The 14,670-nt window shown below is 71.4% G+C and carries 15 protein-coding genes; 6 read left to right on the top strand and 9 right to left on the bottom strand.

What is annotated here, in order from left to right; genetic code table 11:
• The first annotated feature begins 28 nt into the window (after positions 1-28).
• The 3 genes from DBV35_RS01910 to DBV35_RS01900 all read left to right on the top strand — a co-directional run bounded on the left by DBV35_RS01910 (position 29) and on the right by DBV35_RS01900 (position 3,044).
• Positions 29-1,270 (top strand): glycosyltransferase, encoded by a 1,242-nt coding sequence (locus DBV35_RS01910; protein ID WP_157961537.1) that lies wholly within the window; start codon positions 29-31, stop codon positions 1,268-1,270.
• Positions 1,271-1,295: 25 nt separating this feature from the next.
• A complete protein-coding gene (locus DBV35_RS01905) occupies positions 1,296-2,789 on the top strand; it encodes an oligosaccharide flippase family protein (RefSeq protein ID WP_170134861.1) in 1,494 nt (497 codons plus the stop codon).
• A gap of 117 nt (positions 2,790-2,906) precedes the next feature.
• Entirely contained in the window at positions 2,907-3,044 is a 138-nt protein-coding gene (locus DBV35_RS01900) for a hypothetical protein (protein ID WP_157961536.1), read from the top strand.
• Positions 3,045-3,056: 12 nt separating this feature from the next.
• On the opposite strand, the gene DBV35_RS01895 is transcribed toward DBV35_RS01900, so the two are convergent.
• Positions 3,057-3,986 carry a LysR family transcriptional regulator gene (locus DBV35_RS01895; protein WP_108658560.1) on the bottom strand — a complete coding sequence of 310 codons (930 nt, stop codon included), beginning with the start codon at positions 3,984-3,986 and terminating at the stop codon, positions 3,057-3,059.
• A gap of 264 nt (positions 3,987-4,250) precedes the next feature.
• Here DBV35_RS01895 and DBV35_RS31445 point away from each other — a divergent pair, with 264 nt between their 5' ends.
• A complete protein-coding gene (locus tag DBV35_RS31445; RefSeq protein ID WP_108658559.1) occupies positions 4,251-4,481 on the top strand; it encodes a DUF1127 domain-containing protein in 231 nt (76 codons plus the stop codon).
• 155 nt (positions 4,482-4,636) lie between these two features.
• Here DBV35_RS31445 and lpxK read toward each other — a convergent pair whose 3' ends face one another.
• From lpxK to DBV35_RS01865, 5 genes are all read right to left on the bottom strand, one after another.
• Positions 4,637-5,617, bottom strand: coding sequence for a tetraacyldisaccharide 4'-kinase (gene lpxK, locus DBV35_RS01885; RefSeq protein WP_108658558.1), 981 nt, complete (start codon positions 5,615-5,617; stop codon positions 4,637-4,639).
• Positions 5,614-6,891 carry a 3-deoxy-D-manno-octulosonic acid transferase gene (locus DBV35_RS30485; RefSeq protein WP_117434467.1) on the bottom strand — a complete coding sequence of 426 codons (1,278 nt, stop codon included), beginning with the start codon at positions 6,889-6,891 and terminating at the stop codon, positions 5,614-5,616. The genes lpxK and DBV35_RS30485 overlap by 4 nt, the downstream gene beginning before the upstream one ends.
• Entirely contained in the window at positions 6,888-7,130 is a 243-nt protein-coding gene (locus tag DBV35_RS01875; RefSeq protein ID WP_108658556.1) for a DUF4170 domain-containing protein, read from the bottom strand. The genes DBV35_RS30485 and DBV35_RS01875 overlap by 4 nt, the downstream gene beginning before the upstream one ends.
• A gap of 67 nt (positions 7,131-7,197) precedes the next feature.
• Entirely contained in the window at positions 7,198-7,977 is a 780-nt protein-coding gene (locus DBV35_RS01870) for an inositol monophosphatase family protein (RefSeq protein ID WP_157961535.1), read from the bottom strand.
• A gap of 22 nt (positions 7,978-7,999) precedes the next feature.
• Entirely contained in the window at positions 8,000-9,361 is a 1,362-nt protein-coding gene (locus tag DBV35_RS01865) for a TldD/PmbA family protein (RefSeq protein WP_108658554.1), read from the bottom strand.
• A gap of 201 nt (positions 9,362-9,562) precedes the next feature.
• Here DBV35_RS01865 and DBV35_RS01860 point away from each other — a divergent pair, with 201 nt between their 5' ends.
• On the top strand, positions 9,563-10,198 hold the full coding sequence (locus DBV35_RS01860; protein ID WP_157961534.1) for a DUF6101 family protein: 636 nt from the start codon (positions 9,563-9,565) through the stop codon (positions 10,196-10,198).
• Between the two features lie 2 nt (positions 10,199-10,200).
• On the opposite strand, the gene ubiA is transcribed toward DBV35_RS01860, so the two are convergent.
• Positions 10,201-11,145, bottom strand: a complete 945-nt coding sequence (gene ubiA, locus DBV35_RS01855; RefSeq protein WP_108658552.1) for a 4-hydroxybenzoate octaprenyltransferase — start codon at positions 11,143-11,145, stop codon at positions 10,201-10,203.
• Between the two features lie 200 nt (positions 11,146-11,345).
• Here ubiA and purD point away from each other — a divergent pair, with 200 nt between their 5' ends.
• Positions 11,346-12,614, top strand: coding sequence for a phosphoribosylamine--glycine ligase (purD, locus tag DBV35_RS01850; RefSeq protein ID WP_108658551.1), 1,269 nt, complete (start codon positions 11,346-11,348; stop codon positions 12,612-12,614).
• Between the two features lie 21 nt (positions 12,615-12,635).
• On the opposite strand, the gene DBV35_RS01845 is transcribed toward purD, so the two are convergent.
• Complete coding sequence (locus DBV35_RS01845) at positions 12,636-13,454, bottom strand: ion transporter (RefSeq protein ID WP_108658550.1); 819 nt, start codon at positions 13,452-13,454, stop codon at positions 12,636-12,638.
• 126 nt (positions 13,455-13,580) lie between these two features.
• A complete protein-coding gene (locus tag DBV35_RS01840; protein ID WP_108660499.1) occupies positions 13,581-14,582 on the bottom strand; it encodes an MDR family oxidoreductase in 1,002 nt (333 codons plus the stop codon).
• Between the last annotated feature and the right edge of the window lie 88 nt (positions 14,583-14,670).

Here is a 14,670-nt window from a genome sequence, read left to right as displayed (position 1 = left end):
GTGCGCGGCCGCGCGCGAAAGGAGATCCATGGCAACCGACGGACCGGCGAAGACGCCACGCATCACCTACGTGACGATGGCCCCGCCCCGTCCGGCGCGGAACGGATATGCCGTGCGGATCCAGACGATCGGCAACGTCCTCGCCCGCCATTCGGACCTGCGCTTCCTCGTCCTCCAGCGCGGCCACGACGAGACGTCCGAGCGCGCCACGCGGGAGCGCTTCGCCGCCGACTTCGTGGACGCCCCGCCCCAGGCCAAGTGGCAGAAGGGCCTGATCCACGCGATGGCCGCCGCGACCAACCGCAACCGCTGGATGGAAAAATACGGGATGGGTGCGCTGTGCGAAGCGACCCGCGCCGCGATCGAGGCCCACAAGCCGGACGTCGTCGTCCTCGGCTCGCTCTCGATCTACAGCATCAAGGACCGGCTCGGCCTCACCGATCAGCGCATCATCATCGACCACCACAACGTGGAGTCGGTGAACTACGACCGGATGGCGGCGACGCGGAAGGGCCCCTCGCGCATCGCGCCGATGGTCGACGCGCGCGCCTTCCGCAAGCTCGAGCACGACGTCGCCGGGGTGCGCGAGCACTGGGCGGTGTCCGACACCGACCGCGCGCTTCTGGAGCGGATCATGGGCGTCGAAATCCTCACCGTCCCGAACGTCGCCCAGCCCTCCGCCTTCGAGATCGACCCGAAGGGCACCGCGCCCGACGCGCCGCCCGTCATCGGCTTCATGGCGAACTACGAGTACTACCCGAACGTGGAGGCCGCGTTCGAGCTCTTCCGCATCGTGCCGATGCTGCGCGAGGACGGGCCGTCCTTCGAGGCCTTCGCCATGGGCGCGCACCCGAGCGAGGCCCTCAAGGCCGGCGCGGCCGAGGCCGGCGTCACGATGACGGGCTTCGTCGACGATCCGCGCCCGCTCTTCGAGCGCTTCTCGCTCCTCCTCGCCCCGATCCGCAGCGGCGGCGGCACGAAGCTCAAGATCCTGGAGGCGCTCGCCATGGGCCTTCCGGTGGTCACCACGGAGATGGGCAGCGAGGGGATCCCGATCGCGCGCGAGGACATCGGCATCATCGCCGAAAGCAATGCCGACCTTGCCGCCGCCTGCCGCGCCCTCCTCGGCGACCGGGCGCGCCTCGCCGCGATGGGGGCACGCGCGCGGACCTGGGCGCGGTCGAACGCCTCGCTCGACGTGCTGGAGCCGACGATCGCCGCCTCGATGGCCCGCATCGCCGAGGACGTCGCAGCGGGCAAGCTCGCGTGACAGTCCGCGCGCCGGCATCCGGGCGATGAGCACCGCGCGCGCCGCGGCCGATGGCGGGACGGCGCGGCGCGTCGCGCGCTGGGTCGGCTCGCTGATCACCGGGGCGCTCCTGCGCACCGCCCTCCTCCTCGGCGCGACGATCGTGCTCGCCCGCCTCCTCACCCCGGAGGATTTCGGCCTCGCGAGTCTTGCGACCAGCATCTCGCTCTTCCTCGCCGTCTTCGCCGGGGGGATCCCGTTCGAGGAGGCGCTCGCGCAGCGGCGCGTCCTGCGGCGCAAGCATCTCGACACCGCGCTCGGCGTCTCGATCGCGCTCAGCATCCTCGCCCTCGCCGCGACGCTGGTCCTCGGCGAGATCGTAGGCCCGGTGTTCGGATCGGACGCCTTCTGGCCGCTCCTCGCCTTCGCCAACCTCTCGCTCTTCGGCCAGGCATTCGTCACCGTCCACACCGCGCTCGCCCGGCGGCGGCGCAAGTTCGCCCTCATCGGCCGATCCAACTCGGTCGGCGCGATCGCGGGCGCCGTCGGCGGCATCATCGCGGCCTATTTCGGGGCCGGGCCGTGGGCGGTGGTGCTGACGCGGGTGCTGATGCTCGCGGGGAGCGCGCTCGTCCTCGCCTTCGGCACCGGGGTGCGGGTCGTGCCGGGCTTCTCGCTCCGGCATTTGCGCGACATCGCCCACTATTCGAGCTTCAGCCTCGGCCAGCGCATCGCGACCGACAGCGCCTACATCCTCATCAACTACACGGTGGCGACCTTCTTCAGCGTCGCGGCGGTGGGCTCGTTCAACATGGCGCTGCGCCTCACCGAGCCGCTGCGCGGCCTCTTCCGCGGCATCACCCACAACACCGCATTCGAGTTCATGCGCGAGCGGACCCAATCGCAGGGCGACTTCACCACCCGCTTCGCGCTCATCCTCAGCATCGCGACGGCGGTGATCGCGCCGGTCTTCCTCGGCATCGCGGCGATCTCGGAGCTGCTCCTCAGCGTCCTCGTGGGGCCGGGCTGGGGAGACGCGGCGGTCATCGTGCAGGTGCTCGCGCTCGGCACGGCGCTGATCCTGCCGCTGGACCTCGCCTCCACCGCCCTCAACGCGCGGGGGCTGCCGGGCTATCTCGTCGTCCAGCGCGCGATCGGCTTCGTCGCGCTCCTCATCGGCCTCGTCGGCGCGGTGGTCCTGCATCTGCCGGGGATCGGGGCGGGCGTCGCGCGCATGGCGGCCGACATCGCCGAGGCCGGATGGGCCGCGCGGGCGATCGTCCTGCGGCTCGGCCTCAAGCCGGGCGCGGTGCTGAAATCGTTCGGGGTGCCGTTCACGGCGGCGATCGCGATGGCGGTCGCGACCAACCTCCTTGTCCACGCGGCGGCCGGCCATGTCGCCGACTGGATGGCGCTCGGCATCGGCGTCGCCTTCGGCGCGCTCCTCTATCTGCCCATGATCGCGATCGCGATGCCGGGCCTGCGCCGCCACGCCCTCACCGCGATCCGCCCCCGCAAGGGCAAGCCCGCCGCCCCCTGAGCGGCGACGGACGGCTGCTATTCGCCCTCGCGCGCGGCCCGCGCGAGATCCCGGTCGTGTGAGAATTTGCGCGCGAGCGCGGAGACCGCGCCCTTTGCGATCAGCGAGGCCGCGTTCTTGGCGCGACGCCAGGTGCGGCTCGGCCGCGTGCACCACGACATCCGCTATGCCGAGCAGTGGACCCTCGCGCTGGACCTCTACATCCTCGCGATGACGCCCCTCTCGCTCCTGAAGGCGAAGCGCGCCGCCCTCTGACGGCCCGAGACGTCAGAGCGTGGCCGGTTGCCGCTCGTCCCGCTCCCAGGGCGGAACGGTGCCGAACGCCTCGACCAGGAAGTCGATGAAGGCGCGCACCTTCGGCGCGAGATTGCGGCGGTCGAGATAGACCGCGACGATGTCGGAGCTCGTGTCGATATAGTCCGGGATGAGGCGCACCAGCCGTCCCGCCGCGATGTCGTCGCCGACGAGATAGGTGGACAGGCGCGCGATCCCGACCCCGGCGAGCGCCGCGTGATAGAGAAGGTCCGCGCTGCTCGCCTCGAAATTCCCGGTGAGGCGGGGCCGCGTCTTCGCCGCCGGCGCGGCGCTCATCCAGTCATTGAAGGACGCGACCTTCGACAGGGCGAGGCAGTTGTGCCCCGAAAGCTGGTCGAGCGAGCGCGGCGCGCCGTTGCGCGCGACATAGGCGGGCGAGGCGCACAGGACGCGCCGGTTCGGCGCGAGGCGGCGCACGATGACGTTGGGGTTCGCAATCTGCTCGGAGAAGCGGAGCGAGATGTCGAACTCCTCGGAGGCCAGCGCCTCCTCGCTGTCCGACACCTCCAGCGAGATGCGGATCTCGGGATAGCGCTCCAGGAACTCGGGCAGAAGCGGCATCACCTGCGACTTCGCGAACGCCACGGTGGAGGCGATGCGCAGCGTCCCGGTCGGGTGCGCGCCCATGGAGCGGACGAGCGCCTCCGCCTCGGAGACGTTTTCCGCCAGCGCAACGCACTTCTCGAAGAAGACCTGCCCCTCGCGCGTCAGCGAGATGCCCTGGTGGGAGCGGTTGAGGAGGCGGACGCCGAGGCGGTTTTCGAGAAGGCCGATCTGGCGGCTCACCGCCGAGGTCGAGTGATCGCGCGAGCGTGCGGCGGCGGAGAAGCTGCCGCCCTCCACCACTTCGGCAAAGAGAACCATCTGGCTCGAAAGGTCCATCGCCGCTCGTCCTTACCTCTCAGTCAAAGGCCTGTTGACTTGGCATCGACTTCCGAAGTCGACACGGCTCACATAGGTTGTGCGCTGCAGCAAGTCTATTGCGGCGCACCATACCGGAGAATGGCTGCCGATGGGTAGCAGCTCCCCGGCGTTGTCCCACCCGCAAGCGTGAATGTCGCGACGGACTTGCCCGAATTCTACGGGTCGACGCGCGATCGGGCCTTTTTCCCGGCGCGGCGGCGGCCACAGTCAAGGAGTTGTCGCATGTCCCTCACCAACACGCAGGAGCGCGGTTGGGTCTCGAACGCCGCGGATCGCCTGTCGAACGCGATCCTTCGCGCCCAGTCCCGCGTCGTCCGGATCGAGACCCGCCGCCGCGCCATCGCGCGCACCTATCGCGAGCTGAGCCAGCTCAGCGACCGCAACCTCGCCGACCTCGGCTTCTCGCGCTGCGACCTGCGTCAAATCGCGCGCCAGAGCATCGACCAGATCTAAGCCCTTCGGGGGCGCCTTCCGTCCTGCACCGCGCGGCCCCGCCGGCCTCTCCCACCGGCCCGTGCCGCGCCACCCGCCCGCGCCTCGTCGTGTCGGCGCGGCGGGTGAATGTGCGGACGGTGTTCGGGCTGCAGCCGACAGGCGCCCCCGTCTTCCTATGCCCGCCGCCGCGCCGCGACGCGCACCGCCTCGATGAGACCGGGGTCGAGCACGGCCCGCACCTCGACCGTCACGCAACGCGCCGCGAGACGCCGTCCCGCCGCCCCGCCCGTGCGCAATCGCATGAGATCCTTGCGCGTCGTCACCGGCTGAAGGTCCTGCGCCGCGGCGGCCGCCTCGATCGCCGCGATCTCGTCGTCGCCGAAGGGGTGGTGGTCCGGGAAGGGCCGGGCCTCCACGATCTCAGCGCCGAGCGCCCGCGCGCTCGCGAAGAATTTCTCCGGCCGCCCGATGCCGGCGAAGGCGAGGACTCGCCGCCCGGCGATCGGCTCGGCGGTGAAGGGTTCGAGCCGCGCATTGTAGTCGGGCGTGATGTCGGGGCGCGGCGCCTCGCGTCCCTCCCCCGCATCGACCAGGATCATCGCGTCCGCGAACGGCGCGTGCGCGGCAAGCGGCGCGCGCATCGGCCCGGCGGGCGTCACGAGCCCGTTGCCGATCCCGACCGCGCGGTCGATCACGAGGGCCGCCCAGTCCTTGGCGAGGCCCGGATTCTGAAAGCCGTCATCCATCACGATCACGTCGCCGAGCGTCGCGGCGAGCGCACCGCCTGCCGCCCGGTCGTGCGAGACGATCGTCGGCGCGATTTCGGCCAGAAGCAGCGCCTCGTCGCCGACATCGGCCGCCCCCTCCCCGCCGACCCGCAGCGGCCCGGCGAGACGCCCGCCATAGCCCCGCGTCAGGAAGACGGGGCGGAGGCCGTCCGCCTTCAGAATGCCGGCGATCGCGATCGCGACCGGCGTCTTCCCCGCCCCGCCCACCGTCGGGTTGCCGACGCACAGGACCGGCACCGCCGCCCGCGCGCCTGGCCGACGGCGCATCCGCCGCGCCGCGACCGCGCCGACGACCGCCCCGGCCGGGGCGAGAAGATGGGCCGCGAGGCCGCGCTCGGGCGTCCACCAGAAGGACGGCGCCTTCACCGGCGCTCCTCCGCTCGCACGCCCGCGCGCGCGAACCAGTCGGAGAGCGCGTCCATCGTGCGCCGCAGCGCGCCGCGCTCGGTCTCGAGGACGGCCCCCGCACGCCCGGCCATCGCGGCGCGGGCGGCGGGGTCGGAGACGAGCGCCTCGACCGCCGCCGCGAGGGCGTCCGCGTCCGCGACGATGCGGGCCGCGTCGGCGGCGAGGAAGGGGGCGAACATCTCCCCATGCGCCGGGCCAGTGAGGAGCGCGGCATCGTGCGCGGCGGGCTCGGCCGGGTTGTGCCCGCCGAGCGGCACCAGCGAGGCGCCGAGAAAGACGATGGGCGCGACGCGGAAGAGCGCGCCCATCTCGCCGAACGTGTCCGCGAGATAGAGCCCCGGCGCGGGGGCCGCCCCGGCGCTGCGGCGCGGTATCCCGCCCGGAACGAGCGCGGAGATCGCGGCGGCGCGCTCCGGATGGCGCGGCGCGATGATGGTGACGAGGTCGGGAATGCGGGCGGCGAGGCGGGCGTGCGCGGCGATGACGATCTCGTCCTCGCCCGGATGCGTGCTCGCCGCGAGCCAGACGGGCCGCCCCCCGATCGCCGCCTCGAGCGCCGCGACCGTCGCGGGATCGGCGACGGGCGGCGCGGCGTCGAATTTCAGCTGCCCCGTCGCGACCGCCTCGGGCGTGCCGAGCGCGCGAAACCGCGCGGCCTGGGTCTCGGACTGGGCGAGCGCGATGTCGATCGTGGAGAAGAGCGGGGCCGCGAGCGCCGGCCGCCGCTGCCAGCGCGCGAAGGAGCGGTCTGAGAGACGCGCGTTGACGTGCGCGCGCGGCACGCCGTGCCGGGCGAGCGCGCCGAGAGTCGCCGGCCACACCTCCGACTCGGTGAAGAGGGCCGCCTGCGGGCGCCAGCCCGCGAGGAAGCGGTTCACGAAGGGCAAAGCGTCGAGCGGTGCATATTGGTGGACGAGCGCCGGCCCCTCGTGCGCGGCGACGCGGCCCGCCGCCGTCGGCGTCGCCGTGGTGACGAGGACCGGATAGTTCCACCCGACGAGCGTCTCGGCGACCGAGAGCGCGGCGACGCTCTCCCCGACGCTCACCGCGTGGACCCAGATGGGCCGGGTCGCGAACGGGGTGCGGGAGGGGATGCCGCGCTTCTCGTCGAGCCGGGCGGCGTCTTCTTTTCCGCGCGTCGCCCGGCGCCTCAGGTACGGCCGGGCCAGCGGCGACGCCAGTCGCCCGGCCGCGTCATAGAGCGACCAGACTGCGCCGCCGCGACCGCTCACGCGGGGTGGGTCTTGTCGGTCTCGGGGTCGAGCAGGCGGTGAAGGTGGACGATGAAATAGCGCATGTGCGCGTTGTCGACCGTCTGCTGCGCCTTCGACTGCCAGGCCTTGTGCGCCTCGGCATAGTTCGGGAACACCCCGACGATGTCGACCTTGTCGAGGTCCCGGAAGGTGACGCTCTTGAGATCCGAGAGTTCGCCGCCGAGCACCAGGTGAAGAAGCTGTTTCGAGTCCGTCATGCCGATCGCCTTGTCCGCTGCCGAGTGACCTAACGCCTACACGAGGTGCCGTCGGTGCGCCTTCGCATCAAGCAGCGTCGGCCACGAAGGCCGCGGCCATGCGCCTCAGGCGGTCGGCCAGATCCGGCGGGCCGGCCACCACGGGCGCATGAGCCGTGACGACGCTGTCATAACGCGGGACGGTCCCGTCGAGCGATGTGAGCGTTCCTCCCGCCTCGTGCACGATCAGGTCGGCCGCCGCAAGGTCCCAATGGTGCGGGCCTTGCTTGGTGATGACCGCGTCGAGCTGGCCGTCGGAAACCTTGGCGAGACGCAGCGCCAGCGAGGGGACGGAACCGGCCCGCGCGACGCCCATGTCGCGGAAGCCGGCGGCGCGGAAGAGCGGTCCCGGCATCGAGACGTGCGCCCCGTCGAGCCCGCGACGGCGTGCGACCGAGACCCGCTCCCCGTTGCGATAGGCCCCGTGGCCGCGCCGCGCCTCATAGAATTCGCCCGTGACGGGCCGCAGGACGACGGAGGCGATAGGCCGGCCGTCCTCGATGACGGCGGCGACCACCGTCCACGCACTCTCCCCGCGCAGGAAGGCACGGGTGCCGTCGATCGGGTCCACCACGAAGGCGCGCGAGGCCATGCCGGGCGCGATGCCGATCTCCTCGGAGATCCAGCCATAGTCCGGCCGCGCCCGGCGCAGGCGCTCCGACAGGATCTCGTCCACCGCGATGTCGGCGTCGGAGACGGGCGAGCCGTCGCCCTTGTTCCATTGCTTGATGGAGCCGCCGAAAAAACCGGTCGCGATCGCACCGCCCTCCTGCACCGCCTCTCGGAGAAGGGCGAGGTCCTCCTCCACGGGCCAATCGACAGGAGACGGCTCAGCGACCACCGATGGTCAGCCCCTCGATCGCGATGGAGGGCGCGTTGGTCGCATAGAGGCCGGGCGCATCGTCGGCGAAGCGCGCGCGGGCGAGCATGTCCTTCAGTTCGCCCGCGATGGTGATCTCGGCGACGGGGGCGACGATCTCGCCATTCTCGAACCAGAAGCCGGCGGCGCCGCGGCTGTAGGAGCCGGAGACGATGTTCGCCCCGCTGCCGATCAGCTCGGTGACGAGGAGCCCGCTCCCCGCTTCGCGCATCAGGCTCGTCATGTCGCCCGAACCGCCGATGACGGAGACATTGGTCGTCGCCGGGCCCGGCAGGCCCGTGCCGCGCGCGGCGCGCCCGTTGCCCGCGACGCCGAGGCGGCGGGCGGTCGACAGGTCGAGCACATAGGATTGCAGGACCCCGTCTGCGACGAGGTCGATCGGCTCGGCCGCGAGCCCCTCCCCGTCGAACGGGCGGGAGGCGAGGCCGCGCACGAGGCGCGGATCGTCGCGAATGGTGATGCCCTCGGCGATCACGCGCTCGCCGAGCTGGCCGGCGAGAATGCTCGCCTCGCGCACGACGGCCGAACCGTTAATGGCGCTTAACAGATGGCCGACGAAACCGGCCGCGATGGTCGGCTCGAACACCACGGTCGCGACGCGGGTGGAGATCGGCTCGGCCTCGAGCCGGCGCACGGCGCGGCGGCCGGCGGTCGTCCCCACCGTCTCGACATCGACGAGATCGGCGACGTGGCGCTTCGCCGAGTACCACTGGTCCCGCTCCATCTTCGTCCCGTCGCCGGCGATGGCGCGGGCGACGTGGCTGTGGGTCGTGGTGAAGTAGCCGGCCGAGAAGCCGTTGCTCGTCGCGAACCAGCGGGCCGCCCGCGTCGCGGAGGCGGACGCGCCGGCCGAGTTCGTCACGCCCGGAACGCGCTTCATGGCGTGTTCGAGGCGGTGGGCGCGATCCGTCAATTGTTCGGTCGTGAGGATGATCTCGTCGTCAATCTCCAGCGCCGCCGCGTCGATCGCGGTCGCGAACGCGGCGGGCTCGGCGAGCGCCACCGACTCGTCGGGCGGCGCGGCCTTCGCCATCGCGACGGCGCGCCCTGCGGCCATCCTGATGTCGCCACGGGGGTTAACGCCCACGAGCGCCGACTGCGCGCCGATGAAGACGCGCAGGCCGAGATCCACCTCGTCCGCGCTCTCGATCTCCTCCGTCACACCGTTGCGAACGGTGGCGGAAACGGCCACGCGCGCCAGCGCGACGGCCTCCGCGGCGTCCGCCCCGGCCTGCCTCGCGGCATCGAGGACCGTTCCGGCGAGCGAGCCGAGCTCTTCAAGATTGAGGGAATCGATCGTGTCTGAGGACATAGGCTGATGGTTTAGAAATCCTTACCGCCTGAAGCAAGGCAATCCTCGAATCGCCAGGAATTCCGCGGAGTCGGCTGGGGATTGGTTGAGCATTGGTTAAGCCGCCGCTCTTGATTCGGTCGCTTCACTTAGGTCGGACGAAAATGGGGCGGCTGTAGGGTGTCTCCATCAGATCGAACGAGCACTCACGGAGCGCAACCCATGTACGCTGCAAGCTTGAACAGCGCCGCAATCGTGTCGTCCGCCCCCGTGACCGCTTTCGCCTCGTCCTCGCTTGCCGCGAACGTCGCCAACGACGTGACGCCGAACAAGCCGGAGCGAATGACCGTGACGTTGCCGACGCGCCTCTCCGTGCGGAGCCGGCGCGACCGTCCGGTTTCCGTGGACATCTCGCGCGAGGCGGTCACCATCCGCCCCGACAGCGGGGAGGCCGCCGCGGCCACGCAGCCCCTCTCCTCCTATCGCGGCGTCGCCGTGACGGTGGAGAAGGGTGAAGGCGAACCCGTCTTCCATCTCTCCCTCCTGCACGACGATCGCGAGCATTCGGTGCTCCTGTCGACGGGCACGGACGTCGCCGCGGTCGCCCGCGAGTGGCAGGCCTGGGCGAAGGCCCTGTCGCTGCCCCTCGTCGCGATCGAATCCGACGGGAAGGTCCACGCGGAGCTCACCGCCCTCGGCGTGCTCCTCGCGGAGCGTCCGTCGGACCGGCGCAAGGGGTCGGCCCTCGTCGGCCGCCGCTCGCCCTATGGCCGCCGCCGCCGCGCCACCGCGATGGCCCGTCCGCTCGGCCAGATGCCGATCATCCAGGGTGAGCGCGAGATCATCGCGCGCACCTGAGATCATCCGACGAGCGAGTCGGCGACGAGCCCCGCGAAGAGCAGCCAGCCCGCCCAGCGGTTGGACCGGAACGCGTCGAGACAGGAGGCCGGGTCCTCCGTCGACACGCGGGTGATCTGCACGCCGAGATGGACCGCGAAGGCGGCGAGGCCGAGATAGCCGAGCGCGCCCGCCCCCGCCAGAAAGAGCGCCCCCGCGAACAGGACCACGGTCGTGCCGTAGAAGAGGCCGACGGCGCGCTTCGTGTTGGCCCCGAAATGGCGGGCGGTCGAGCGCACGCCGATGATCGCGTCGTCCCGCCGGTCCTGGTGGGCGTAGATCGTGTCGTAGCCGATCGTCCACGCGATGGAGCCCACATAGAGAAGGGCCGGGGCCCAGCCGAGCGAACCGACCGTCGCCGTCCAGCCGAGCCACGCCCCCCACGAGAAGGCGAGGCCGAGGACGAATTGCGGCCAGTTCGTCACGCGCTTGGCGAGCGGATAGAGCGCGACGATCGCGAGCGAGCCGAACGCGGTGACGATCGTGAACGCGTTGAAGCACAGCACCACCGCAAGCCCGATGAAGGCCTGGGCGAGCATGAAGAGCGTCGCCGCCTCCGTCGACACGCGGCCGGACGGGATCGGGCGTGACTTCGTGCGCTCCACGCGCGCGTCGATGTTGCGGTCGAGAATGTCGTTGTAGGTGCAGCCCGCGCCGCGCATCACGATCGCGCCGATCATGAAGAGGGCGAGGTGCCACACATTCGGCGCCGCCCCCACCGCGACGGCGGCGAGCGCGACGCTCCACCAGCACGGCCACATGAGGAGCCACCAGCCGATCGGCCGGTCGAGGCGGGCAAGCTGGGCGTAGGGACGCAGCGCGTCCGGCACGAAGCGGTCGACGAGATTGCCGGACGGCGCATCCTGGACCCGTCCGCTGGTGTCAGGGGATGCGTGAACGTCGGTCATGGGTGCCCTCTCGTGCGCGCCGGGTCGCCCCGAACGGTGCGGCCAGCGCGGCTGTGGCCTCGCACCGGCACAATGCGCTAATGCCTAACTCGCGTTTGGCATGACCGAACAATGGGCCCGCCGTCAAACGCCGTTGCGATCGGGGCGATTTTTCGCCGGCCGAAGCGTGGCGTGGCGGGACATCAGAGGAAGAGAACGAAATGGCGGCATCGACGGCAACCGGGGCCCCCTCGGGCGCACGCGTCCTGGTGGTCGGCTCTGGCGGGCGGGAACACGCGCTGGCGGCGGCCATCGCCGCATCGCCGAAGGTCGCGACCGTCGCCTTCGCCGGCGGGCCGAATGCCGGGCTCGAGGCCATCGCCGAGCGCATCGCACCGGAGCGGATCGAAGAGGTCGCGCCCTCCTTCGACCTGACCGTCATCGGACCCGAGGCCCCGCTCGCGGACGGTCTCGCCGATCGCCTGCGCGCGGCCGGCCTCGTCGTGTTCGGCCCCTCCCAGGCCGCCGCGCAGCTCGAAGCCTCCAAGGCCTTCACCAAGGAGATCTGCACCCGCGCCGGCGTGCCGACGGCGAAGGCCGCGATCTGCGACACGCTGGAGGAGGCGCTCGCCGCCGTGCGTCGAATGGGCGCGCCGATCGTCGTCAAGGCGGACGGTCTCGCCGCCGGCAAGGGCGTCGTCCTCGCCGACACGCTGGAGGAGGCGGAGCGCGCGGTCTCGGTCTGTTTCGACGGCGCGTTCGGCGCGGCCGGCGCGCGGGTCGTCCTCGAGGAGCGGCTCGAAGGGCCGGAAGTCAGCCTCTTCGCCCTCTCCGACGGCAAGTGCGTGCGCCCGCTCGCCACCGCCCGCGACTACAAGCGCGCCTTCGACGGCGATCGCGGCCCGAACACCGGCGGCATGGGCGCGGTCTCCCCCGCCCCCGGCTTCAGCGATGCCGAGCGCGACGCGGCGATGGACACGATCGTGCGCCCCTCCCTCGCGACGCTTGCGGCGGACGGGATCGACTATGTGGGCGTCCTCTATGCCGGGCTTATGCTGACGCGCGAGGGGCCGAAGCTCATCGAATACAATGTCCGCTTCGGCGATCCGGAGTGCCAGGTGATCTTCCCCCGCCTCGGCGCCGACGCCTACGAGGTGCTCTACGCCACCGCGACCGGCAACCTCGCCGACATGAAGCTGACGACGGAGGATGGCGCGGCCGTCGGTGTCGTCGTCGCCGCGGAGGGGTACCCCGCCGCCGTGCGCAAGGACGAGGTGATCCGCGGGCTCGACGCCGTCTCGGCCGCCGGCGCCACGGTCTACCATGCCGGGACGCGGCCGGACGGAGAGCTCGTCCTCTCCAACGGCGGGCGCGTGCTCACCGTGGTCGCGACCGGGCCGGACGTCGCCGCCGCGCGCAAGACCGTCTACGACGCGCTCGCCCACCTCGACTGGCCGGGCGGCCGGATGCGCCGCGACATCGCGGGCTGACCCGCCGGAGCGCGGGGCGGCTCAGCCGCCCGAGCGCTCCGCGAGCACGTTCCGCTCCAGGGCGCGCTTCAATTCGCTGATCTCGCCGCGCAGCTCGCGGATCGAGCGCGCGATCTCGGTGCTCTCCTCGTGGATCGCCTCGCGGTCCTCCTCCGCCTCGGCCTCGACCGTCTCCTGCATCGCGGAGACGACGACGCCGATGAAGAGGTTCAGGACGACGAAGGAGGTGAGGAGGATGAAGGGGACGAAGAAGATCCACGCATAGGGCATGGCGTCCATCACCGGCCGCGCGATCCCCATCGACCAGGATTCCAGCGTCATCACCTGGAAGAGCGTGTAGGCCGAGAGGCCGATCGTGCCGAACCACTCGGGATGGGTCGCGCCGAAGAGCTCCGTCGCGATCACCGATGCGACGTAGAAGACGATGCACAGGAGCACGATGATCGACCCCATCCCCGGCAACGCGGTGACGAGCCCGTTCACCACGCGCCGGAGCGACGGCACCATCGACAGGAGCCGCAGGACGCGCAGGATCCGCAGCGCGCGCAGCACCTGGAACGGCCCGCTCGCCGGGATGAGCGCGATCGCCACGATCGCGAAGTCGAAGAGGCTCCAGGGGTCGCGGAAGAAGCGCAGGCGATGGACGTAGAGGCGCAGCGCGATCTCGACGACGAAGATCGCGAGGATCGCCTTGTCGATCACGAGCAGGATGGGCCCGGCCTGGGCCATCATCGTCTCGCTCGTCTCCAGCCCCAGCGTGACGGCGTTGACGACGATGAGCGCGGTGATGGCCTGGTCCCACCACCGCGTTTCAAGGACATGACGGATCGTTTCGCGCATCAAGGGTCTCCGCGGGCAGGCGGGATATGGGGCGCCCGCGGAAAGGCTCAATCCAGCTTCGGGGCCAGCCCCGCCAGGTGCGACGATCCGCCGAGGACGGGACGGCGCCGGAGCCGGCCGGTCTGGCTAGGCCGTGAGGTCCACCACCACCCGCCCGCGCACATTCCCCTTGAGGATCGCATCGCCGATGGCGGTGACCTTCTCCAGCGGCACGTCCTCAATCATCGTCTCCAGGAGATCGAGCGGGAGGTCCGAGGCGACGCGCTCCCAGGCGACGAGGCGGTTCTCGCGCGGCTGCATCACCGAATCGATGCCGAGGAGATTGACCCCGCGCAACAGGAACGGGATCACCGTCGCCCCCTCCAGCGCCACCCCGCCCGCGAGGCCGACCGCGGCGACGCCGCCGCCATATTGGAGGAGGGTCAGTGCGTGGGCGCACATCGCCCCGCCCACCGCGTCGATGACACCGGCATAGGTCTCGCGCCCGAGCGGGCGCGTCGGCGGTCCGGCGATCGCGTCACGCGGGAGGATGCTCGCCGCGCCGAGGGACTTCAGGTACGGCTCCGTCTCCGGCCGGCCCGTGACCGCGGCCACCTCGTAACCGAGCTTGGCGAGGATCGCCGTCGCGACCGAGCCGACGCCGCCCGCCGCGCCCGTCACGAGCACCGGCCGTCCGCCAGGCTTCATGCCGTGCGCCTCGAGCGCCATCACCGCCAGCATCGAGGTGAAGCCCGCGGTGCCGACCGCCATCGCCTGGCGCGCGGTGAGGCCCTTCGGCAGCGGGACGAGCCAGTCGCCCTTCACCCGCGCCTTTTCGGCATAGCCGCCCCACCACGTCTCGCCGACGCGCCAGCCGGTGAGCACCACCGCATCGCCCGGCGCATAGCGCGGATCGTCCGAGGCCTCGACGATCCCGGCGAAGTCGATGCCCGGCACGTGCGGATAGGTGCGCACGAGGCCGCCGCCTCCCGAGAGGCACAGCCCGTCCTTGTAGTTGACGGTGGAGTGGGTGACGCGGACGGTGACCATCGCGTCGCCGGCCTCCCCCGCCGGCAGCCGCGCCTCGTCCACCGTCTCGATCTTCGCGACGACGCCATCGTCGGTCTTGTCGACGATCAATGCCTTCATGGTGCTCTCCTCGGCTTCCTCACGGCGCATCGACCGGTTGGGGCGCAAAGTCAAATCGCGCCGCTTCGCTTGCGCCGTGGGGCGAGGT

Source organism: Acuticoccus kandeliae, from assembly GCF_003073115.1.
The sequence above is the reverse complement of the archived record's forward strand: the minus strand, read 5'-3'. Positions and strand labels throughout refer to the sequence as shown.

Coding starts and splice junctions, on each gene's coding strand:
- DBV35_RS01910 (WP_157961537.1), top strand. CDS start 29: ATGGCAACCGACGGACCGGCGAAGACGCCACGCATCACCTACGTGACG.
- DBV35_RS01840 (WP_108660499.1), bottom strand. CDS start 14,582: ATGAAGGCATTGATCGTCGACAAGACCGACGATGGCGTCGTCGCGAAG.
- DBV35_RS01875 (WP_108658556.1), bottom strand. CDS start 7,130: ATGACGGACTCGAAACAGCTTCTTCACCTGGTGCTCGGCGGCGAACTC.
- DBV35_RS01845 (WP_108658550.1), bottom strand. CDS start 13,454: ATGCGCGAAACGATCCGTCATGTCCTTGAAACGCGGTGGTGGGACCAG.
- DBV35_RS01895 (WP_108658560.1), bottom strand. CDS start 3,986: ATGGACCTTTCGAGCCAGATGGTTCTCTTTGCCGAAGTGGTGGAGGGC.
- purD (WP_108658551.1), top strand. CDS start 11,346: ATGGCGGCATCGACGGCAACCGGGGCCCCCTCGGGCGCACGCGTCCTG.
- DBV35_RS01905 (WP_170134861.1), top strand. CDS start 1,296: ATGAGCACCGCGCGCGCCGCGGCCGATGGCGGGACGGCGCGGCGCGTC.
- DBV35_RS01865 (WP_108658554.1), bottom strand. CDS start 9,361: ATGTCCTCAGACACGATCGATTCCCTCAATCTTGAAGAGCTCGGCTCG.
- DBV35_RS01860 (WP_157961534.1), top strand. CDS start 9,563: ATGTACGCTGCAAGCTTGAACAGCGCCGCAATCGTGTCGTCCGCCCCC.
- ubiA (WP_108658552.1), bottom strand. CDS start 11,145: ATGACCGACGTTCACGCATCCCCTGACACCAGCGGACGGGTCCAGGAT.
- DBV35_RS31445 (WP_108658559.1), top strand. CDS start 4,251: ATGTCCCTCACCAACACGCAGGAGCGCGGTTGGGTCTCGAACGCCGCG.